The 21,222-nt window shown below is 49.7% G+C and carries 20 protein-coding genes; 14 read left to right on the top strand and 6 right to left on the bottom strand.

What is annotated here, in order from left to right; all coding sequences use genetic code 11:
- The first annotated feature begins 119 nt into the window (after window positions 1-119).
- Complete coding sequence (locus NSQ46_RS15815; protein WP_342573897.1) at window positions 120-914, top strand: SDR family oxidoreductase; 795 nt, start codon at window positions 120-122, stop codon at window positions 912-914.
- A 307-nt stretch (window positions 915-1,221) separates the two neighbouring features.
- Window positions 1,222-1,569 carry a hypothetical protein gene (locus NSQ46_RS15810; RefSeq protein ID WP_342573895.1) on the top strand — a complete coding sequence of 116 codons (348 nt, stop codon included), beginning with the start codon at window positions 1,222-1,224 and terminating at the stop codon, window positions 1,567-1,569.
- Window positions 1,570-1,614: 45 nt separating this feature from the next.
- Here the strand turns inward: NSQ46_RS15810 and NSQ46_RS15805 are convergent, their stop codons facing one another.
- The 3 genes from NSQ46_RS15805 to NSQ46_RS15795 form a co-directional block, all read right to left on the bottom strand.
- On the bottom strand, window positions 1,615-2,706 hold the full coding sequence (locus NSQ46_RS15805) for a hypothetical protein (RefSeq protein WP_342573893.1): 1,092 nt from the start codon (window positions 2,704-2,706) through the stop codon (window positions 1,615-1,617).
- An 81-nt stretch (window positions 2,707-2,787) separates the two neighbouring features.
- Entirely contained in the window at window positions 2,788-3,855 is a 1,068-nt protein-coding gene (locus tag NSQ46_RS15800) for a HAMP domain-containing sensor histidine kinase (RefSeq protein ID WP_342573890.1), read from the bottom strand.
- A gap of 4 nt (window positions 3,856-3,859) precedes the next feature.
- A complete protein-coding gene (locus tag NSQ46_RS15795) occupies window positions 3,860-4,570 on the bottom strand; it encodes a response regulator transcription factor (RefSeq protein WP_342573888.1) in 711 nt (236 codons plus the stop codon).
- A gap of 325 nt (window positions 4,571-4,895) precedes the next feature.
- Between NSQ46_RS15795 and NSQ46_RS15790 the strand changes: the two genes are divergently transcribed.
- From NSQ46_RS15790 to NSQ46_RS15770, 5 genes are all read left to right on the top strand, one after another.
- A complete protein-coding gene (locus tag NSQ46_RS15790) occupies window positions 4,896-5,381 on the top strand; it encodes a MarR family transcriptional regulator (protein ID WP_007131346.1) in 486 nt (161 codons plus the stop codon).
- 66 nt (window positions 5,382-5,447) lie between these two features.
- Window positions 5,448-6,638 carry an ArsA family ATPase gene (locus NSQ46_RS15785; protein WP_028404271.1) on the top strand — a complete coding sequence of 397 codons (1,191 nt, stop codon included), beginning with the start codon at window positions 5,448-5,450 and terminating at the stop codon, window positions 6,636-6,638.
- A gap of 30 nt (window positions 6,639-6,668) precedes the next feature.
- A complete protein-coding gene (locus NSQ46_RS15780) occupies window positions 6,669-6,857 on the top strand; it encodes a hypothetical protein (protein WP_007131348.1) in 189 nt (62 codons plus the stop codon).
- A gap of 221 nt (window positions 6,858-7,078) precedes the next feature.
- The gene (locus NSQ46_RS15775; protein WP_341033468.1) at window positions 7,079-7,648 is read left to right on the top strand and encodes a TetR/AcrR family transcriptional regulator; all 570 of its coding nucleotides are present in this window, start codon (window positions 7,079-7,081) and stop codon (window positions 7,646-7,648) included.
- 72 nt (window positions 7,649-7,720) lie between these two features.
- Entirely contained in the window at window positions 7,721-8,551 is an 831-nt protein-coding gene (locus NSQ46_RS15770) for an SDR family oxidoreductase (protein ID WP_007131350.1), read from the top strand.
- 93 nt (window positions 8,552-8,644) lie between these two features.
- Here the strand turns inward: NSQ46_RS15770 and NSQ46_RS15765 are convergent, their stop codons facing one another.
- A complete protein-coding gene (locus NSQ46_RS15765; protein WP_341341995.1) occupies window positions 8,645-9,580 on the bottom strand; it encodes an NADP-dependent oxidoreductase in 936 nt (311 codons plus the stop codon).
- A gap of 202 nt (window positions 9,581-9,782) precedes the next feature.
- Here NSQ46_RS15765 and NSQ46_RS15760 point away from each other — a divergent pair, with 202 nt between their 5' ends.
- A complete protein-coding gene (locus NSQ46_RS15760; protein WP_341341994.1) occupies window positions 9,783-10,604 on the top strand; it encodes a GNAT family N-acetyltransferase in 822 nt (273 codons plus the stop codon).
- A gap of 140 nt (window positions 10,605-10,744) precedes the next feature.
- Here NSQ46_RS15760 and NSQ46_RS15755 read toward each other — a convergent pair whose 3' ends face one another.
- Window positions 10,745-11,935, bottom strand: a complete 1,191-nt coding sequence (locus tag NSQ46_RS15755; protein ID WP_342573881.1) for an ROK family protein — start codon at window positions 11,933-11,935, stop codon at window positions 10,745-10,747.
- 259 nt (window positions 11,936-12,194) lie between these two features.
- On the opposite strand from NSQ46_RS15755, the gene NSQ46_RS15750 reads away from it, so the two are divergent.
- Window positions 12,195-12,830, top strand: a complete 636-nt coding sequence (locus NSQ46_RS15750) for a chromate transporter (RefSeq protein ID WP_342573879.1) — start codon at window positions 12,195-12,197, stop codon at window positions 12,828-12,830.
- A 14-nt stretch (window positions 12,831-12,844) separates the two neighbouring features.
- The gene (locus tag NSQ46_RS15745) at window positions 12,845-13,378 is read left to right on the top strand and encodes a chromate transporter (RefSeq protein ID WP_342573877.1); all 534 of its coding nucleotides are present in this window, start codon (window positions 12,845-12,847) and stop codon (window positions 13,376-13,378) included.
- Between the two features lie 132 nt (window positions 13,379-13,510).
- On the opposite strand, the gene NSQ46_RS15740 is transcribed toward NSQ46_RS15745, so the two are convergent.
- Window positions 13,511-15,049, bottom strand: coding sequence for a sulfatase-like hydrolase/transferase (locus tag NSQ46_RS15740; protein ID WP_342573876.1), 1,539 nt, complete (start codon window positions 15,047-15,049; stop codon window positions 13,511-13,513).
- Between the two features lie 129 nt (window positions 15,050-15,178).
- On the opposite strand from NSQ46_RS15740, the gene NSQ46_RS15735 reads away from it, so the two are divergent.
- The 4 genes from NSQ46_RS15735 to NSQ46_RS15720 all read left to right on the top strand — a co-directional run bounded on the left by NSQ46_RS15735 (window position 15,179) and on the right by NSQ46_RS15720 (window position 21,196).
- Window positions 15,179-16,036, top strand: a complete 858-nt coding sequence (locus NSQ46_RS15735) for an AraC family transcriptional regulator (RefSeq protein ID WP_342573875.1) — start codon at window positions 15,179-15,181, stop codon at window positions 16,034-16,036.
- A gap of 75 nt (window positions 16,037-16,111) precedes the next feature.
- A complete protein-coding gene (locus tag NSQ46_RS15730; protein WP_342573873.1) occupies window positions 16,112-17,884 on the top strand; it encodes a sensor histidine kinase in 1,773 nt (590 codons plus the stop codon).
- A gap of 23 nt (window positions 17,885-17,907) precedes the next feature.
- A complete protein-coding gene (locus tag NSQ46_RS15725; RefSeq protein ID WP_007131359.1) occupies window positions 17,908-19,503 on the top strand; it encodes a helix-turn-helix domain-containing protein in 1,596 nt (531 codons plus the stop codon).
- Between the two features lie 118 nt (window positions 19,504-19,621).
- The gene (locus NSQ46_RS15720; protein ID WP_007131360.1) at window positions 19,622-21,196 is read left to right on the top strand and encodes an extracellular solute-binding protein; all 1,575 of its coding nucleotides are present in this window, start codon (window positions 19,622-19,624) and stop codon (window positions 21,194-21,196) included.
- Window positions 21,197-21,222: the final 26 nt, after the last annotated feature.

The raw sequence follows: 21,222 nt of genomic DNA, 5'->3' as shown, positions 1-21,222 counted from the left end.
TTTGGCGTGTACTGCAAGAACTTTGGCGCCTTAAACTAGTTACCAAATGCGCAAAACAAGGTATCCTAATTCTATCCTCAGTACGACCATAGTCTAGCAAACATAAGGAGAAATGTAGGATGGAAATGGGATTAACCAATAAAACGGCTTTAGTCACGGGATCCACCAAAGGGATCGGTAAAGCCATTGCCTTTGAGCTTGCCAAGGAAGGGGTTCACGTATTCATTAACGGCAGAAACGCCGAAGACGTAGAACGGACGGTCCATGAACTCAAGTCGGCATTCCCGGAGACCTCGCCTCAAAATGCGGCAGCCGATCTGGTAGACCGGGCACAGCGCGAAGCATTATTTGAAAAGTTCCCGAACGTCGATATTTTAGTAAACAGCATGGGAATTTATGAAATCATGCAGTATGAAGATATAGATGACGCTATATGGGAAAAGTACATTTCTACGAATGTCCTTGCAGCAAATGCCCTGACGAAATTCTATATGCCCAGCATGCTGGAGAATCAGTATGGACGCATTATCTTTATTGCGAGTGAAGAGGCCGTTATGCCTTCTGGCCAAATGCCGCAGTATGGCGTGACAAAATCCATGCTGTTGTCTTTAGCCAAAAGCTTGTCGAAATTGACGAAAGGAACAGAGGTTACCGTTAACACGATCATGCCCGGACCGACGCTATCCGAAAATGTACAGCAGATCATTGAGGGCATATACAACGATGAAGATATGCCTTTCTCGGAAAAAGAGAAAGCCTTTATGGCATCAAACCTGCCCCAATCTGAGATTCAGCGGTTTATCAGACCGCTTGAAATAGGCCGGTTAACGGCTTTTATATGCAGCCCCTATGCATCCGCGTTTAAGGGTTCGCCTATACGCATGGATGGGGGAATGGTGCCGACGATCTTTTAACGTAACCTGCACTTCGATATACAAACATGACATGCAACTGTCCCCAACTGGCGAAAATGATGTTATACTATAGTATGCATGCCCGAAAACCCTCCATCTTTTGAATGGAGGGTTTTTCATTTGGCGTATATACCTATCCAAGACAAACGCATATGTGATGCGGCGTATTCGCGGTTTTTTTTATTGTATCATGTGAATCCCGATTCAAGGTTAAATCTCGAAATCACCATATTTTACAAAAAGCTGCACTTTTATTAACATTCGACTGGTATACTACTTTAAATATTTGCCCGAAAGGTGAAGATACATGCAATATGTTGTCAGTTTCATTATAGCCGTATTACTTACGTCCATATCCTATTTCTTCGGCAGCCGCTTGGTTATGAAGGGTATACATCTCTGGCAAGCTCTAGCCATAGGCGCATCCGTAGTTTCTTTGGGTGCTCTTGCTGAGGCAATCGGGCTGCCGGTCTGGTTGATTGTGCTTATTCCATTCCCGGTCGGAATGCTGTTATTGTTTCTATTTATGAAACAGCCGTTCCGGATATGGCTCATTACGTATTTGATTATTTTAGCATTATATACGCTGATTCACGTTATGGTCAGTTTCTTCTTCCAATTCCATTCGCTGATTCCTGCCTGGAAGCTATCGTAGTAGGAGAAGTGCCGACCGAGCAGCCCAAATTACGTGAACTCCGTATCATGCGCATTGACGGCATTGCTCTTGCCTCCGGTAATAGTAGCAAATGGTTGCTGTCCCCAGAGCAATCCCCCAAACTGGCATAAGCAGAAGTGGCGTTGTGCCTCCCCAATTTTGAAAATCACCGCTCATCGTAAACTCAAGAATGACTTGAATGCCGGTAACCGTTAAGAGAATCGCCACGAATCCGGCAGGAATGACGGCTAAGGCAGGAGGGACGCGTCGACCACCCAAGATTGGGAACCAACGGGGGAAGCTTTCCCCCCAAGGCTTGATGAGTCCATGCGTGAGAAAGGCACCTCCGATCGAGACCAAGGCAAGTCCGGCACCGGCCCAATCCGCGCCTGAAGCCTGCAGGCTGTACAGCATTTCATCGGTGATTCCAAAAGGAACTCCAAACAGCCAAGCTATGCGAGTGATATCATAATATAGTGGGGCTAGAATCGCTGCATAGGTTGCCCATCTTCCCAAACGAGTCACTGCGTTCATCCGCCGTAACGTATGACCCTTGTTTCGTCCGCAATACCTGCAAGCATCGCGGGTGTGGCGCTGGTATGTCAAAGCGGTTGCGGCCCATAACAAACCTCCGATGAGACAGATATATTGGTTTACGACCGGCCATGTGAAGAAATCGAGATAGTGTAATGACTGTCCGAATACGGCTCCGATCAAAGATACTGGGGCATAAGCCATCCCTATCAGGGCGCGTGGATCCGGGATCGCAAAGCACAGGACCATGGCTGCGCTCCAAGCGTATAACAGCATGATTGCTCGGGTTATCCCGCGGGCTTTCCGATTCAATAAGAGCATGGCCATGGCTCCAAGTAAACACAGGCAAGCGATGAGCAATCCGCCGTCAGCGGCTGCAGCCTGCCGGAACAGGGAGTGAGCCGCACCCGGATCATTAACCAAGCCTAGCGGAAAGCCCTGGCCTCCTGCCCACCAATATAGTCCGAGCACGCCGTAAGCGAGCGTCCAAATGATCGTCGCGTAAGGGACCCAATCCGGCCAACGCTTCCACCATTGCAGCGTAGATGTTTCCGATTGATCCGGCAAGGCTGAGGATACGTTCTTTTCATTTGCGGGATTCATAGATCACGCCTCCTTATACATCGTTACCGTAAGTATAAGAAGCCTGGGTAAACATGAGGTAAACGGGAACACAACTTCACCCTAAATGTGCTCTGCCTTCAGCCTGATCAAAATGGAAGTCCCTTCGCCAAGCGAGCTTTGGACCATGATCGTTCCGCCATGCGCCTCAATGAATTTCTTAGCGATGGATAATCCAAGCCCCGCATGTTCGCTCGTTGGTTGAATCGTAACTCGCGCCGCATGCTGGTTAAATCCGACCCCGTTATCCTTGATACGAATCTCGGCAATCCGATGATCGAGCAGCTTAATTCGAGCCTCAATCCGGGTGTCCTCCGGATTATGGATGACGGCATTGACGAGCAGATTCCGAATGGCACGTGTCATGAGTTTCGGGTCGCAGCTGATCGACAATTGTTCCGGCTCCGAATCCATGACAAATGCGTACCCGGCAGCCCAAGGAGCACTGCTGACATCCGCTACCGTTCTGCGCACGAGTTCAACGATATCCGTGTTCTCGGCATTTAGAGGAATCGGACCATTAACCGTTTCATTAAGATCCTCAACCAGTTCTTGCAGGTGAGCGGCCTTCTGCTGAATGACCGAAAGAAAATCGCTTTTCTCCGTTTCGCTCCACCGATAATCAGGGTGAACTAACATCGCGGAATAACCTGAGATATAGGTTAACGGCGTTTTCAAATCGTGAGAGATCCCTCGAATCCATTCCTGCTTCGATTGTTCTGCTTCACGGAGCGCCTTCTCGTTGTTTTGGAGCGTGCTGCCAAGCATTCGCAGGTGCTCGAACACTTCCTTATAGATCGCATACGGAAATTTCAGCCTGCCTTTCTTATGGGAGCGGTGGTTGTTCCAGCCCGGCGGCGGATCGAACCGTCCACTAACCAAGCTCCTGATCCAGACGATCATGATGTAAAGAGGCTTTCCTAGATACCAACCGATCCAAAGCAAAGTAACAACAAACAGAACGCTGCACAAGGCTACCACGAAGATTTCGTAATGATTCGAAGTGTTACCCGTCCGAATCAAATCCGGCCAGAGTAACCAAGCAACCCCGAGGATGATGACTTGAATACAAATCAATAGAAAAACGAAAGCCGCGAGCAATTGAAGGGCGATGCGAAGCATAAAGTTCATGGTGTTAGCCTCCCGACGGCGGAACGAACTTGTATCCAATTCCTCTTAATGTAACGATAACCTTAGGATTAGCCGGATCGACTTCCAGTTTCTTGCGTAATCTTGAAATATGAATGACGACGGTCTTCTCATGGCCATGAACCATCGTACCCCATATTTGCTCGTATAGCTGCTGAGCCGTAAATACCCGGTTGGGGTGTTTGCAGAAATAGAGAAGAAGTTCAAATTCCTTAGCCGGACAAGGCGTATCCTTTTGATTGATAATGAGCTGGCCCGTTGACCGGTTCACGGTAAACGTCTTGAATCGATAAAGCTCTTCGGCGTATTGATGGTTGGATTCAACCATCATACTCCGTCTCAAATGTGCCTGAATCCGCGCGATCACCTCTAGAGGGTTAAATGGTTTGGTTACATAATCATCCCCGCCCAAGAACAGGCCTCGAAGTTTATCCAGATCACTGGAACGTGCGGTCAGAAACAAAACCGGAGTCGTGATGGTTTTGCGCATTTCCGTGCACAGCGAAAATCCATCCATGTCCGGAAGCATGACGTCAAGAACGATCATATCGAAACGTCTTGTTTGCACGGCATTGAGCGCTTCAGCAGCAGAACCGGCTTTTACGATATCGATAAATCCTTCTTTTCGAAGCAGATTTTCGAGCATGACCAAAATACCTTCCTCATCATCCACTAACAATATGGCCTCTCTCCGCATTTCTTAGGTCTCCTTTTGCCGTTTGATTAACAATCCGATTAATATTTAAGTACGGCAATCCAGGCTAATCTCCTGCTGGGATTGCAAAAGTGCTATGTCTCTGCGGATAATAGACCTTAACAGTTTCAATGGATCATTGTGCACGAAAATGTGTCAATGGGCATTTTTGAGGACAGTTATAACGGAGAGATTCCCGTAATATGCATAAGCTTTGTCCATAGCTGGTTATAATTAGTAAGAAAAATTCGAAGAGGTTGTTGAAATTATTACGATATCGTATTAAAATAGTCGCAAGACGCAATCATGCGAAATCGCACATAAAGGAGTGACCGGTATAAAACAACTATACGATCTTTTCCTCAAGACCGGTCTGCGTCCGTTCGCTTTTATGACCGATACGCTTCAGCTTGAACAAAAAGTGACCCGCTCCGATATGTCGACGCTGCTTATTTTGCTCCTCCGCGGAGATTTAACGATGTCGGAGCTGGCCGCCGAGATGGGGGCACCGCTAAGTTCGATGACCAGCATCGCTAAGCGGCTTGAACGCAAAGGCTTGATCGCACGAGCCACGTCTGCGCAAGACCAACGCGTGAAGCTCGTCACGCTGACGCAGGAAGGTCTGCAGCTGGCGAAAGAATGGGAGCAAATCATGATGGCGCTGCTTGGCAGATTGGAGGATGCATTTACGCCGGAAGAATTGGAGCAGCTGACGGCACTTCTGTTCAAGGCAGCTAAAGTCTTCCAAGACGGAGGACCTGTTACACCGCAAGAAGTAAAGCGCCAGCCAATAAAGATTCAGATTGAGGAATAACCGGTTATCATACCGGATTTTTCCGACCAATTACTACGAAATCGTACTAAAAAGGAGCGGGTGGATTTGAGGATCATCATCTACACGGGCAAAGGCGGAGTCGGCAAGACCAGCATCGCGGCGGCGACGGCAGTGAAAATGGCGGAGCAAGGAAAGCGAACCCTGATTCTCAGCACAGATGCAGCGCATAGTTTAGCGGATTCGCTGGCGGTACCGATCGGGCCCGATCCGGTGCAAATCAGCGAAAACTTGTGGGGGCAGGAAGTGAACGCGATCCGCGAGACGGAGCGCAATTGGGGAACCGTACAGGTTTGGCTCACGAAATTACTCGACAAAGCCCAGCTTAAAGACGTCACTACGGAAGAAATGCTTGTTTTTCCCGGTATGGAAGAGCTGTTCAGTTTGCTGAAAATCAAGGAGCATGCTGAAAGCGGGCAATATGATGTCATGGTGGTGGATTGCGCCCCGACCGGAGAGACGCTGCGGCTGTTAAGCTATCCGAACGTATTGAATTGGTGGCTGGAGAAAATCTTCCCGACCGAACGCAAACTGATCAAGATTGTACGGCCGGTTGCCAAAATTGTCAAGGATATCGATCTTCCTTCGGATGACGTGCTGGACAGCATCGAGCGTTTGGCACGGGGATTGGAGGAAATGCAGCGGCTCGTCCTGGATTCGGACACCACGTCGGTCAGGATCGTGCTGAATCCCGAGAAGATGGTGCTCGCCGAAGCAAAGCGCTCCTTTACCTATTTGAACCTGTTCGGATTCAACACGGATGCCATTATCGTCAATCGGTTGCTGCCGGATGAGGCGGGAGAAGGCTTCTTCGCTCAGTGGCGGGACATTCAAAAGAAATACGAGGAAGAAATCGTCTTGAACTTCCAGCCGCTTCCGATTCTGAAGGCTCCTATGATGCAAAAGGAAATCATCGGTGTTCCCGTTCTAAAAGAATTAGCGGACATCGTTTATGCCGACCGGGATCCTTCCGCCATGTTTTACCACGGCAGAACAGAGTCGATTCGCGAGGAGGACGGGGAAATGCTCTTGGAGCTTATGATTCCATTTATCGATAAGGGCGATCTGAATTTAACGCAGACGGGCGACGAATTGACGGTGGATGCCGGTGCTTATAAACGCAAGGTTATCCTGCCAAGGACGTTGATGAACCGCCAAGTGGTAGGCGCTAGATATGCAGAGGACCGGCTTGTTATCCGGTTTGGCAAACGGGAAATGGAGAGTATGCAGGATAAATAAGAAGCGGGAGCGCTTAGGAGGGAACGAGTCATGGAAAAAATGCTACGACTGGAGCAGTTGTTGGCAAATCTGGAGCGGCATCAAACGAAGGAGCATGTGAAAAACGCCGTCAAGGAATGGCTGCTTGCTTCGCGATCCGTGATTGACAGTGTCATTGACACGATCGAGGAGGAAAAAGAGGCCCCCGTTGCCCGCAAAATCAATATTTCGGACGAATAAAGATCACTCGATTATATGAAGCCCTTACTGATAAGGCCATTCTTTTTACGAGATGGCCTTTGATTTGCCTAGATGGCGCTTTGTTTTTTTTTCGCAACCTACTAAACAGAAAAAAAGGTAGGCCGGCCTGGACATTATCCTCGTTGACTCAAGTCAGTGGACCTGATATATTCATATTTGAAGGGAGCCCATTAGATAACAGAAGGAGGAGGTGAACTTCCATGGCACGAAAGACGAAGCCACCAGAAGAGCGGCGAGCCGAGATCATTCAGACCGCCAAGGAACTGTTTGAGGAGAAGGGTTATGAAGGAACACAAATCAGCGATATCACGAATAAAATGGGAGTAGCGCATGGGCTTGTGTATCACTACGTAAAATCAAAATCAGAATTGCTCGATGCTGTTGTTGAGGAGTGGGCTAAAGAAATACTGGCCGATTTAATGGTTTTGATGAAAGACAATACGATCAGCGCAGCGGATCGATTAGAACGGATGTTCCAATTTACAAGCGGCATGCTTAAGAAGGATGCTATATTAATCAAAACCATACACCAGCAGGAGAATGAGGAGATTCATAAGCGAATTGGCAGCGCAGGAATACAAATAATTCTCCCCCTATTCAAAGAATTAATTGAAACAGGAAATGCCGATGGTTCATTCAACTGCTCGTATCCTGAGGAGACAGCAAAATTTTGTTTATACGGCTGGCAGTCGATTGATTCAAGTATGTCCGATGAAGAAAGAGTGGAGAAGCTTAAATATTTTTATAAACGCATACTAGGCATTGGTTAACAGCTTCTTCGGAAGTTGTATATTTTTAATCATTAATTGACTGAAGTCAGTCAGTTGAAGGAGGTACGGATCGTGAATTATTTTAAGGATAAAGTGGCCATTATTACTGGCGGCGGCTCTGGCATTGGACGAGAGCTTTGCTTCCAATTAGCAAAATCGGGCGCGACTGTAGTTGTAGCAGACATTCGTGAAGATTATGCTGAGAGTACTGTAGATGAGATCAAGAATCGCGGAGGAACCGCACGTTATATGAAAGTCAATGTTGCCAGCGAAGCCGAGGTCCAACAATTAATCGAGGAAACCGTATCACAATACGGCAGGATTGACTATATGTTTAATAACGCCGGCATTGCGATTGGCGGGGATGTCAGGGATCTGACGATGGCCCAGTGGAAAAAAGTAATGGATATCAATTGGAATGGGGTGCTTTATGGCTCGACAATTGCCTATCGAGTGATGGCCCAGCAAGGGTTCGGGCATATCGTAAATACAGCGTCTGCCACTGGCTTAATGCCTCAGCCGGGCAACACGCCGTATTGTGCAAGCAAACACGCAGTCGTCGGTCTTTCACAATCATTAAGGTATGAGGGAGCAGATGTGGGAGTCAAGGTTAGCACGATCTGTCCCGGCCATGTTCAAACCGATATTTATAAGAATATGACGGTTGCCAATGTACCGAATGAGAAAGTTGTGGAATCGCTGCCCTCAGGGGCAATGAAAACCAGTGAGGCCGTTGATTTGATCCTAAAGGGCATTATCCAAAACAAAGATATCATTATATTTCCTGTTGCCGTTCGGTGGGCGTGGCGTATCCATCGTCTGTTTCCCGCATTGTTAAAGCAGGCATGGCTACGAAAAATCAGAAGTATACGCAAGCTTAAAGACGGGGAGGTGACTCAATAGCTCACCTCATCCATCACCAAGCCAGTGCAACCCAATAATTGAGTCTATTGATATATCGTACAAAAACATTGACGCAACGGGAGGTTTGAATGTTTACCTTATTTCAATAACAATCTTTCCCTTCGCATGATGACTTTCGCTTATGGCATGGGCTTCACGGATCCCTTCCACAGATAATGGATATCGGTGCCCAATCAAGACCTTAAGTTTGTTTTGTTTCAAAAGCTCAGCCATCTTTGCTAATTGCGAGCCGTTCGGATTCAACCAGACATTGCCTGATTTTATGTTTTTTTGCGCTGCTTTTTCTTGATTAGGCTCAGACACTATCGATGCCATTTTGCCGCCATTTTTTAAAATAGTAAAGCTCTTCTCTTGGTTTTCGCCCCCCAACGAATCAAGGACAAAATCATAATCGCTCAGAACTTTTTCAAAGTCTTGTTTCTTATAGTCAATAACTTCATCGGCACCAAGCGACTTTAATAAATCCACATTATGTGTTCCCGCTGTAGTTGCAACATAGGCTCCCGCATGCTTGGCAAGCTGGATGGCGAATGTGCCGACGCCTCCTGCTCCGGCATGAATCAACACCTTCTCGCCTTTTTGGATATTTCCAAAGTCGAATAAGCACTGCCATGCAGTTAATCCGGCCAGCGGGACACAGGCAGCCTCTTCAAAGGTTAGATTCTCAGGGATTTTGGCGAGCAAATGAGCATCCACCGCAGTATATTGCGCATAGGTTCCCCGGTTCGTTGTTTCAGGACGAGCAAAGACCCGATCCCCAACCTTAAAGCTGGTCACTTGTTCGCCAACCTCAGAAACGACACCAGCAGCGTCCCATCCTAGAATAATCGGGAAATCGAACGGCATCATGGTCTTGAGATATCCCTCACGTAGCTTCCAATCGATCGGATTGATCGAAGTGGCATGGAGCTTTACGATGACTTGTTGCTCTCCAGGGGTAGGCTTTGGAATATCTGCTTCTTTTAATTGCTCTTTTCCGCCATATTGTTCAATAATGATAGCTTTCATATCCATTCACTCCTCATATTTTACGGCAACAGGCATAAGCAAATTTCCGCGTATTTTTTATAATTATGGGCAACTGCGATCCGGTTGATACCCCAGTACGATAAGGTGAAATCCTATATTAAGTCATCGGATAACCATTCATATCCCTGGGCAGATAAACGATTTATAATTGAAGACAGACGGAGCGCGGAAGGGAGAAAACATGTTAACGACACAACAATTAATAGACATTGAGCAATTGCAAAAAGAGTGTGAAAGTCATGATCATGTACAACTGAAGCTGAATTGGGAAATGCTCAGGGAGCGCACTTCTGACCAGATGGATTATTTGCAATACGAGCATGGCGAGCTCGTCGCGTTCTTAGGTTTATATGCTTTTGGTTCTGCTGTCGAGGTTTGCGGCATGGTAAAGCCAAGCGAGCGGCGTAAGGGATATTTCCAACGATTGTTCGATCATGCCATGGAACACATCAAACGAAGCGGATACAAGAAAATTTTGCTGAACGCGCCTGCAGGATCGGATGCGGCAAAATCCTTTTTGAATAAACAAGGCGTTAAGTATGCGTTCTCGGAGCATCAAATGATGTGGCAGGAATGTCCGCTTGAGGAAACGAGCGGTTTTGTTTTGCGGAAGGCTACGATCAATGATTATGAAATGAGCGTACGGATATCCGTTCAAGCGTTCGGCATGGATGAAGAAGACGCCAGCGTGATGGAAAGCAAAACGTTCGCGGATCATACGGACATGCGCATGATTGTTGTGAATGAAGAAACCGTCGGTAAGCTGCGAATAAGCAGGGAAGAAGAGGGGCAGGCATGGGTTTATGGATTCTCGATCCTGCCGGAATATCAAGGAAAGGGAATCGGGAGACAGGTGTTGCGCCAAGTCATTAAAGAACAAAGCGCTGCCGGATATTCGGTACACTTAGAAGTTGAAACGAAAAACGAGCATGCGCTTGGATTATATGAATCCGTTGGATTCAAAGTTGTGCACACGCAGGATTACTATAGCTATCCATGCTGATAAGTGCTGATTCCAACTCACAGGGGAGGAAGACCGTTAGATTGCCTGCAGAATCGTTGTTTTTGGAAATGTTCAATGCGTATGAAGAAGGCGCTGCATTTGCAGCGCCTCTTTGTTTGGTTGGGGCGGGCTTCCCCGGTTCATTCGCCATCCCACGCTTGAAGGACCATAATCGCTGCTCCGGTAGCGACGGCTTCATCGGTGAGGATCCCCGGGGTGAAGACCGGATTGTATTCGGGGTAATGATATGTATTTTTCTTGGCGATTTCCACCGCGTTGTCGAACACCATCCGATGCGCGGTCATCAGCGGTCCGCCCAGTATAACGTATTCGGGATGAAGCGCATTGATCAGATTGGCGAGACCGATACCCAAGTATGCGGCGGTTTCCGTAAATTGCTCGGTTACGAGCGGATCCCCGCTTACCAGAGCGTCGACCAGCGCTGAGAAATTCACATGATCCGGGGGCATGCCGGACAACATGCTGTAGCGCCCGATTTTCAGTTGGGTACGTACGCGCTCTTCCAGCGCGGGGACCGACACGAAGGCTTCCAAAGCGCCATAGTTGCCTTTATCACGGAGGCGGGGGCCGTTCGCCTGGATGATCATTTGCCCGACCGCACCCTCGGTATCGACGGCCCCGCGCAGCACTTGACCGCCCGACATCGCGGCGGACCGGATATTAACGCCGGCGTGCACGTAAAGGGCGTGCTGTATGTTATGCGCTCTAAGTGCCCAATGCTCACCAATCAAAGCGGTATTGGCACCGTTGTCGAGTAAGGCGGGGATCCCCAGTCTTATCTCAAGCAGCTCGCAAATCGGAACGTTTATCCACGAAGGAGCCGAGAAGAATTCCGGCTCGAGAATCAAGCCTTTGCTCTGATCCAGCGGACCGACCGCTCCGATCCCGATTCCCAGGACATCGTCTGCCGAGATTCCTTGGGCGGCCAGAAACTTCCCTGCTTCACTTGCGACCAGGTCGACCAACCGCTCCGGCGTCATTTGATTGTCCATACTCCAGCGTGTCAGAGACAAAGTATTTAGGTGCATGTCATACAGACCGAGCGCGGAATGAATGCGGGATATATCGAGACCTAACATATACCGGTATGTCGGATTGGTCTGAAACAGGAGCGGCTTTCTGCCGCCGGTGGAGCTGCCCAGACCGGAGACGACAATCAGCCCTTGGGAGGTCATCTCTTCAAGCAGACGCGTCATGCTGCTGCTGGTGATTGAAAAATAATGCATCAAATCGACTTTCGAGGCAGTCCCAAGGTAGGAAATACGATCGTAAACCTGCTTCTTAAGCGGAGGATTGGAATGAACCACCATAAGCATCGTTCTCCATTTCCAAGTTCATTAGTCGGGTATATCAAGTATAGCGGCATCGTCGTATTATTTCCAGACAAGACATCGGATTAATCAACTTTACATCATTTTGATATTATTACACGAGAATTCCATATGAATTTTGATTCTATCATAATGATTTGTCAACATATTCCTCGCTAAAAATAAAACTTAATACCAAAATGGAATTAATGTGCTATAATTCTGATATGACAAACTAGAGCATAAAGGGTGAGGCCGGATGAACGATGCGCAAAGCCGGAGATTTAAGCTGTTGAGGCAATTGTTCGGCGTTTTTTTTAGAATCGGACCTTCCACGTTCGGGGGAGGTTATGCGATGATCGCGATGATCGAACAAGAAATCGTTCATAAGAAAGGGTGGATGAACGAGGAAGAGATGGCGGAGATGATGGCCATTGCCGGCTCCGCTCCGGGTGGGGTTGCCGTTAATTCCTCTGCCTTTATCGGCTATCGGCTTGCCGGGATCCTAGGGGCGGTTACGGCAGTCTTTGCAATCACGCTGCCCACGTTCATGATCGTATTTCTTCTGAGTCTCCTCAGCACGATTTTTAAGGATAACGAGAAAGTGACAGCTGCGCTCCAAGGCATTCATGCTTCGATAGTGGCTCTGATTATCGTTGCTGCCTGCAAAATGTGGAAGTCCTCCATCCTGGATGCCGCTACGCTGATGATCGCAGCGATTGCGGTGCTTCTCTTGTTGTTCACCAGTATCCATTCGCTATATCTGATCCTTGGAGGGCCGCTTGCGGGAATAGCGGTGGTCTTATGCAAGCGCAAGCTCGGAATGGCCGTTCGTACAGAGAAGCCGCCGTATGAAGAAAAGCGGGAATTGCAATATCCGGAATATTACATCTGAAGGGGGATCCACTTATGCTATGGCAGTTATTCATTGTCTTTCTTAAGGTGGGCCTCGTTTCGTTCGGCGGCGGATATGCCGTGCTCACGCTAATCCAGCGGGAGGCGGAGGGAAGGGGATGGACGGATCTCGGGGAATTCCAGGAAGTCGTAGCTATGGCCGGCATGGCGCCGGGTTCCATTGCGACCAATGCTGCTACTTTGATCGGATATTCGGAGGCCGGTGTTTTAGGAGCCATCGTTGCCACGGTCGGCATCATCTTGCCGTCGCTCATCCTCGTCATTCTAATTTCGGCTTTCTTTCTGAAGCTGTACAACAACGATTGGATCAAATCATCGTTTTACGGCTTGCGTCCGATCGTTACCGGCCTAATCATTTACGCCGCCATCCATTTTGGACTCGGCGGGCGCGGAGAAGCGGTGCCGAGCTGGTCGATGATCGGAATGCTGTTGATCTGCGCCGGCAGTATCGTGATGGTGACGAAGTATAGAGTACATCCCTTTGCAGTGATTTTGCTGTCCGCGGTTGCAGGTATCGTAGTGTTCTAACCTTCAAATGGATGGCAAGGATAAATTTACAGAAAAAGAGGGGCAGATCGAAGGCAAAATAGCCTTATCGAACGTCCCCCCTATTTTAGTTACAAGGTTGAATCATGAAGTTATATTTAATGAAGAAGCCGTTCAGGCGTGATGAATTCTCGGCATCGGCATCGGTTCTTTCCCGAGCTCTGCCCACACATATTTGAGAAGAAGCTCCGACTTTAACCCTTCGTACCCTGGTTCGCTCCATAAGTTGCGAAGCTCCCCCGGATCCTCCTTCAGATCGAAAATTTCCCCATACGTTTGATTGTAATAGACCGTGATTTTATAGCGATCATCCACGTACGTTTTTTGATGAATCGTCGTCGGCTCGTGCCGGAATTCGCAGATTGCATGGTCCCTCGCGCTTTCTCGGGAGCCGAGCCAGACGTCCTTCTGGTTGACGCCGGCCATGGCTGGCGGTATCGGCAATCCGCAGAATGAGAGGAAGGTGGGCGCCAGATCAACCAGGGATTGGATGGCACTCGACTTTCTTCCTGCGGGAACCCGGCCGGGATACCGCACGATAAACGGAAGCTTGATCAAATCCTCATAATGAAATCCTCCCTTGGCCTGCAGGCCATGTTGGCCGAAGAAATGACCGTGATCCGTCGTAAATACGACCAGGGTATTCTCGGCTAGACCCAGTTCGTCCAGCTTATCCAGAATGCTGCCGATATATTTGTCCATCAGGCTGATCATGCCGTAATAAACGGCGACCAGCTTCTTCTTGTCATATTCCGTCAGCCGTTCTTTGCCCCCGTATTCATAATAATGATGCGAACGATAACCGTGGATGCCGAATCCCGTCTCCATCCATTCGGAGAAGTCGGGATTTTCCTCCTGGGTCATGCCGAAATGCGGTGGATTGCGGTCGTGCTCACCAGGCACAAGCGCGGGGATCGTAAGCTTCTCCGGATCGTACATTGTATCCCATGGCTCCGGAGCCAAATATTCCGGGTGCGGATCGAAGAAACTCGCCCATAGGAAGAACGGGACTCCGGTTTTGTTGTGCTCCTCGAGACGGGCGTTCGTACGCTCGGCAATCCACGCGTTGTAGTGGTATCGTTCCGGAATCGGCCACTTGTACGTTTGCTTGGGATTCATTGTGCCGGTAGGAGGAAGGAAGTACTGGCGCCAGTTAGTACATCCATTCTCTTCCAGCCACAGTGCATAATGCTGTCCGACATGTGCCTCGTTCGTATGGTTGCGTGCTAGCTCGACGTGGTCGAAGCCATAGAACGGTCCATGGAACTTCCGCCAATATTCCAAGTCCTGCAAGACCGGGTATGCTTCTTTCGATTCGTACTCCGGCATCGATTTCAAGGGCTGAAAATGCGCTTTGCCGATCAACGTGGTTTTGTATCCTGCCGCACTGAAATCTTCCCCGACCGTATGGCGGTCCTCCAGCAATTTCGTTCCCAATGTCCATGCGCCGTGTTGGCTTGGGTACATGCCAGTAATGATAGAGGCTCGACTGGGCGTACAAGTAGGATTCGGACAATAGGCCCGCTCGAACATCGTCCCTTCCCGTACCAGCCGATCCAAATTCGGAGTCGAAATTTCCGGTTGAAAGGCACCGATCGTGTTCCAATGCTGTTGATCACTTGTGATTAGTAAAATGTTAGGTTGACTAGACAAAATTTATCCCCTCCCATTATGATAATATTGAATTATCAATGGTTTAGGAATATCGTTATGTTGTCTACATATTGTCATTTTGTTAGCTAGATGATTTCATCAGTACTTTCAGGAGGGTGGCAATCGACGATGCAGGAATATGATCACGAGTTTGCCGAGTTTATTTATTACACGCCCGGCTACCTCGATAAGGAGGCGCAGTTATGGCCAGTCCGGGGCGGCCGAAGCATTGCTAAGGCTAATTACAAGGTCGGGCCGAAGCGGATTGAATGTTACAGCCTTCATTTGGTTCTTGAAGGAAGGGTATGCCTTGAATTCGGCGACAAAAGGTTGGAGCTCAGCAAGAACGATCTGTTTTGTCTGTTCCCGGGCAGGACCTATGATTATTACGCGCTTGCATCCGATGCGCCTCTGCAAATGAATTGGCTTGCCGTGGACGGCACCCGGGTCAAAGGGCTGCTGGGGCTTGCCGGGATCACGCCGGATCGACCATACGGGAAACAAATGCTTACTTCACCGGTCAAGGAAGCGGCGGCAAAAACGCTTGATAAGATGGCCGGCACCGAGCGCTGGCATCCGGCCGTCTCTTTGGCGCTTCAAGGGATGGTATGCGAGCTGATGGCGCTGCTTATACCCGATACAGAACCCGTCCACTCAAGCGAGCCCTCGCGGTGGATCCGGGCGTGCATGGATTTTATGGATCTTCACGCAACCGAAGGGATAACGGTGCAGCAGGTAGCAGCTTTCGCAGGGGTGCACCGCTCGTATTTCTCCAACGTGTTTGCCGCTCAAGTCGGGGTATCCCCGCAGAAATATCTTCAAAACATCCGTATGGAAAAAGCGAAGCGCCTGCTTACCGAGACAGATGCTTCCGTCACTGAAATCGCATTGTCCCTCGGCTATCCGAACCTGTACACGTTCACACGAGCTTTTAAAATTTATTACAATATGCCTCCGCTGGCCATGCGAACCGGTGCGAAAGGTTAGCCGGAGCTTGTTATTATTGCAAACGCTTACGACCCATCTTGTTTTTATCATTCCAGCCGAAAAGGAGAGCGGACAATGACGCTGGCCACGCTGCAAAAGTGGATTTCACCCAAATTAAGCATTCAGGGAAAAATGTTTGTTGCGCTCGGTTTTCTTACGCTCCTCTCGATCGTCTCCGTTACCAGCATCGTTTATGTGAATATGCGGGATACGATCAAGCGTACCGCCATTACCTCGGTTTCGGACAGCATCCGGCAGGCGGACGAATCCCTTAACGTTATGCTCCAAGAGATCGATCGGCTGAACACGGTTGCGGTTACCAACAAAAATACGGTGATCGATACGGTCCTGAGCCCAAGCGAAGAAATCAGCTATGAATGGTTTCAAGAGCAGAAGAGGATCACCGAATATCTGTCGGGATTGATCGATTACAAGCCGTATATTTCCCGAATTGCCGTCATCGGCCTGAACGGAAAGGTATTCTTCTCGGGAGGACCTTGGATCGACCGTTCGTTCCTGGAAACAAGCACGATGGATTTCATGCTGCGGAATGGGGAGCGACACGCATATTTCAAGCATTCGGGCACAACGGAGGCAATCTCTGTTGGCCGCGTCCTCCGCTACGATCGGGAAACGATCGGCGTGGTCATGGTGGACCTGCATTATGATTTCATTCGTAAAACATACGGAGTCAAGCCGACCGCCGATAGCATGCTGTATGTGCTCGACGGGCAGAAGCAGCTTGTTTACAAGTCCGATTCGGCTCCGGCAAGCGTAACCCCCGGTATGGAAAAAGTGATTTATGATGCAGCTGAGCTGTCCAGTATCGAAGAAACCGCGGAACAAGTCATTGACGGAAAGCCTTATATCGTCGTCAGCCGGAAATCGGAGTATACGGGGTGGACGACCCGGGCGTTGATTCCGCTCGATTCGCTGCTGAGCGAATCCATAAGAATACGCAATCTCATGGTAGAGGTATCGGTCGTGGTTTTCATCGCCGTGCTGTTCGGATCGCTTCAGATGTCGTCCCGCACCACTCTGCACATCCGCCGTTTGAAAACGATGATGATGCGGGTCAAGGACGGGAATCTCGACTTTCCGAGAACGGAGATCGAGTCGAAGGACGAAATCGGCGATTTATATCACGTGTTTATCGGTATGGTGGATGAATTGAAACGCTTGATGGAAGGAATCCGGACGAGCGAGCAAGCCAAACGGGAGGCGGAGCTCACCGCACTCCAGGCACAAATCCGCCCGCATTTTCTCTACAATTCTCTGAATACGATCAAATATTTGGCCAAGCTGAACGGGGTGCCCAACATCGAAGAGGTGTCGGGAGCACTGATTGAACTGATGCGCGGCGTGCTTGGTAATTCAGGAGAGCTTCTTACATTAAGAGAGGAATTGGATTACGTCAACAGTTATGTCGCAATCGTCAAATACAAGTTTATTGAACCGATTCCGGTGCAGATTCAGGTAGAAAATGAAGATCTGCTGGAATGCCGCGTACCCAAGCTGACATTACAGCCCATTGTCGAAAATGCGCTGATGCATGGCTTCGGTCCATCAGGCCACGGGGGATTCGTGCTGATCCGAGTCTTCGGCGAGGATGGAGACCTGAAGATCGAAGTGATCGATAATGGCAAAGGCATGAGCAATGAAAGCATGGTGCGGCTGGAGGAGAGCAGCGAAGGGACTTACTCGCGCTTCAGCGGCATGGGGGTGCGTAATGTGCATGAGCGGATCCATAGGCTGTTCGGCAAGCCCTATGGGATCAAGCTCTATAGTGAAGAGGGATTGTACACGAAAGTCGAGCTCAGCTTCCCCGGAATGGGGAGCGGTAAATAGATTGATATAAAGGGGAATAAGCGATGTATCAAGTGCTGTTGGTTGACGATGAACCTTTGGTGCACCACCATCTTAGAACGATATCGGATTGGGGCATTCACGGTTTCGAGCTGTGCGGCGAGGCCTATGAGGGAGAAACGGCGCTCCGTATGATTGAATGGAATCGGCCGCATATCGTCATTTTGGATGTAAGTATGCCGGGCATAAACGGTGTGGAACTCAACCGGACGATCCGGGAACGGTATCCCTTCGCCAAAACCATTATGCTGAGCAGCTACGACGACTACGACTATGTTCGCGAATGCTTAAAGAACGGGGCAGTCGATTATTTACTCAAGCATCGTTTGGACGCAGCTCAGCTCATGGGCGTTCTGAAGAAAGCCGTACAGGAGATGGAAGAGCGTGAAGCGGAACATCGTCTGTTACCCGCCGGTCCTTCGGATATGCGTGAGCTCATCGTTCAAGCGCTGCGGGGAAAGACCGAGTCGGCGATCGAATTGGAGACCTATTCCAGACAGAACGGCTTGTATGCGGGGGCAGTATGTTTTGCAGCTGCGGCAATGCAAATTTCTTCCTTCCTGCTGCTCACAGAGTCGCGAAGCGATGTGGAGACGAACCGGCTGATGAAGCAGGCGGTAGATCTGATGCAGCAAAGCCTGGGCGGCGACATGTCGCAGCGGACGGCAGCTTATGTGGAGAACGGACGCATCGCCGTCGTGTTCGCATTCCAGGAGCGCAGCGAGCAGGCTGCCGCAAGTGAAGCCGAAAGATTGATGAGCCATCTCCGTCACTCGCTGGAGCTGTTTATGAATTTGAAATGCACGTATGCCGTCGGACACATATGCTCCAGCCTCTCCCGGCTCGAAGCCAGCTACCGGACGGCTGAGCGGGCCTTGGATGCTGCTCCGGCCCTGCAGCCGGCGGGGCTGCACAGCGAACGTGTATCCTTGACCATCGAGGAGCAGAAGCAGCTTCTTCTCACCGTGGAAAATTTGGACGGAGAAGGCGTAAAGGAAGTGATTGCTTCCGTGTTTGACGGACTTCGCAAGCAGCCGATCCATTCGCCGTCGGTCCAGCTGATCGTACGCGAGCTGTTGTCCGCCTCAGAGAAGGCGATTCGAAAATGGCTTCCCTTAGCTGATGAAGGCGAAGAGAACGGCGTCCTTCCACCGCGCGACGATGTGGGACAAATCGGGAGCGTGGATGAATTGGAGCAATGGCTTCTTTCTTATTATGCCGAGCTGTTGAACCGTTTGAAGCTTCAGCGTGCCGCCGGCCATCATTCGCGGCATGTTTCCCAGGCGATTTTGTTGATCCTGGAGAAGTATCATAGCTACATTACGCTCGAGCTTGCGGCAGGGGCGATCGGATTGAATCCATCATATCTGAGCCGGATTTTCAAAGAGGAGACAGGCATGACATTTTCGGAATACTTGAACCGGGTGCGAATCGATGCAAGCCGTAAGCTGCTGGAAAGCCGGCGCTATTCGGTTAAGCAAGTCAGCGTCCAGGTCGGCTTCAGCACCTACAATTATTTCTTTAAAGTATTCAAGGAAAGGACAGGCATGACGCCCCAAGCCTATGTGCAAAGGGTCAGGCCAGGCAACTCCGTAAAATAAGTGGAGTATGAGGTCATATTTGTGGAATTTGCCCTCTGATGGGATCGACTATAATAAATCCACATCAACGCAAACGCTTACAAGTAGTGATATTCATCGAGAAAGAGGAGGTCATTGTATGAAGCGAAAACAATGGGGCAGGTCTGCAATCAGCTTGATGATTATATCAGGCCTGATCCTTGGGGGCTGCAGCTCCGGGACCGGCGGGAAGAAGGATACCGCCCCAGAGGGAGCAGCGTCAAACGCGGTGAGCAAGGAAGGATTCCCGATCGTGCAGGAACCGATCAAGCTGAAGATGTTCACCCGGATCGCACCCGTGAACGGGCCGTTCAAAGACATGCCGGTATTTCAGGATTACGAGAAAATGAGCAATGTTCAGGTTGAGTTTATCGAAGCACCGACCGATGGCTTCCAGGAAAAGAAGAACCTGCTGTTCGCCTCGAATGAGCTTCCGGATGTGTTATACCGCTCCGGTCTTACACCGCTCGAAGCGGTTCGTTACGGGGCAGGCGGCCAGCTGATTCCGCTGGAAGACTTGATCCGGGATTACGCCCCCAACCTCACCAGGCTGATGGAGGAATATCCAGAAATCCGCGCGGCAATTACGACGCCGGAAGGTCATATTTATGCGATTCCGGGAATTGTGACGCTCGGATCGGCACGGACGGACAAGAAATGGATCAACCGGGCTTGGCTGGAGAAGCTGAAGCTGCAGGTGCCCGAGACGACGGATGAGCTGTACGACGTCTTGGTCGCTTTCCGCGATCAGGATCCGAACGGAAACGGCCAGAAGGACGAGATTCCGATGACCGCCCGTGTAGGACTACATATCGTGACGATGATGAGCGGCTCATTCGGTCTGGATCAGCAGTTTGGCTACAACATTAACATCGTCGACGACAAGGTTGAAATTTGGATGGGCAGCGAACGCAACAAAGAAATGCTGATGTACTTGAACAAGCTGTACAAAGAGAAGCTGCTTGATCCCGAGGTGTTCTCTCATACGGAAGCGCAGTATTTGGCGAAGCAAGGGTCAGGCAAAACGGGAGTATTCTTCGACCAAACGAATAACAACTTCCTGCCGATCGCGGATCAATACGAAGGGATGGCGCCTCCGGCTGGACCGCACGGAGACCGGATGCAAAGCCAGGCGTCGCCGGTGCCGAGAGATCCGGGAGCTTATGCCATCACGTCCGAGAATAAGCATCCCGAAGCATCGATTCGCTGGATCGATTATTTCTACAGCGATGAAGGCTCCACGCTCCTGCGGTTCGGTAGAGAAGGCGAGCACTACGAGCTGAAAGACGGCATCCCGTACTACAAGGAAGAATACTCGACTTCCGAAACGCAGCCGAAAATTACCCCGTATGCCGGCGGCGGAGCGCCTCATCTGATCAGCGAGCAGGTCTCCTCCTATATTAATCCGCCGCAGGTGCAGGATGCGCAGAAGAAGCTGGATCCGTTCATGCCGGAGATACGTTACGCGGCACCGATGTTTGATGAGAAAACCGCGCAAGAGGTCAATATCCTACGCAACGACATTGACAAGTATTACGAGGAGCAGAGCACGAAATTCATTGCCGGCGCCCTCAGCTTCGATAAATGGGAAGAATTCCAGTCGACCTTAAAGAAGATGAAGATGGATCAGCTGCAGCAGTTGTATCAGGATGCTTACGACAAGATGAAAAAATAAGGCTGATTGCCGCTGGTTAAGGAGTA

Origin of the sequence: Paenibacillus sp. FSL M8-0142 (assembly GCF_038597315.1) — a bacterium.
In the GTDB taxonomy this organism is placed as follows: domain Bacteria; phylum Bacillota; class Bacilli; order Paenibacillales; family Paenibacillaceae; genus Paenibacillus_AQ; species Paenibacillus_AQ lactis.
This window is presented reverse-complemented; position numbering and strand designations above follow the sequence as displayed.

Excerpts from the sequence above, each read along its gene's own strand:
- NSQ46_RS15730 (WP_342573873.1), top strand. The coding sequence starts at position 16,112 with ATGACGCTGGCCACGCTGCAAAAGTGGATTTCACCCAAATTAAGCATT.
- NSQ46_RS15725 (WP_007131359.1), top strand. The coding sequence starts at position 17,908 with ATGTATCAAGTGCTGTTGGTTGACGATGAACCTTTGGTGCACCACCAT.
- NSQ46_RS15755 (WP_342573881.1), bottom strand. The coding sequence starts at position 11,935 with ATGGTGGTTCATTCCAATCCTCCGCTTAAGAAGCAGGTTTACGATCGT.
- NSQ46_RS15795 (WP_342573888.1), bottom strand. The coding sequence starts at position 4,570 with ATGCGGAGAGAGGCCATATTGTTAGTGGATGATGAGGAAGGTATTTTG.
- NSQ46_RS15760 (WP_341341994.1), top strand. The coding sequence starts at position 9,783 with ATGTTAACGACACAACAATTAATAGACATTGAGCAATTGCAAAAAGAG.
- NSQ46_RS15800 (WP_342573890.1), bottom strand. The coding sequence starts at position 3,855 with ATGAACTTTATGCTTCGCATCGCCCTTCAATTGCTCGCGGCTTTCGTT.
- NSQ46_RS15745 (WP_342573877.1), top strand. The coding sequence starts at position 12,845 with ATGCTATGGCAGTTATTCATTGTCTTTCTTAAGGTGGGCCTCGTTTCG.
- NSQ46_RS15765 (WP_341341995.1), bottom strand. The coding sequence starts at position 9,580 with ATGAAAGCTATCATTATTGAACAATATGGCGGAAAAGAGCAATTAAAA.
- NSQ46_RS15720 (WP_007131360.1), top strand. The coding sequence starts at position 19,622 with ATGAAGCGAAAACAATGGGGCAGGTCTGCAATCAGCTTGATGATTATA.
- NSQ46_RS15775 (WP_341033468.1), top strand. The coding sequence starts at position 7,079 with ATGGCACGAAAGACGAAGCCACCAGAAGAGCGGCGAGCCGAGATCATT.
- NSQ46_RS15805 (WP_342573893.1), bottom strand. The coding sequence starts at position 2,706 with ATGAATCCCGCAAATGAAAAGAACGTATCCTCAGCCTTGCCGGATCAA.
- NSQ46_RS15735 (WP_342573875.1), top strand. The coding sequence starts at position 15,179 with ATGCAGGAATATGATCACGAGTTTGCCGAGTTTATTTATTACACGCCC.
- NSQ46_RS15815 (WP_342573897.1), top strand. The coding sequence starts at position 120 with ATGGAAATGGGATTAACCAATAAAACGGCTTTAGTCACGGGATCCACC.
- NSQ46_RS15780 (WP_007131348.1), top strand. The coding sequence starts at position 6,669 with ATGGAAAAAATGCTACGACTGGAGCAGTTGTTGGCAAATCTGGAGCGG.
- NSQ46_RS15810 (WP_342573895.1), top strand. The coding sequence starts at position 1,222 with ATGCAATATGTTGTCAGTTTCATTATAGCCGTATTACTTACGTCCATA.
- NSQ46_RS15750 (WP_342573879.1), top strand. The coding sequence starts at position 12,195 with ATGAACGATGCGCAAAGCCGGAGATTTAAGCTGTTGAGGCAATTGTTC.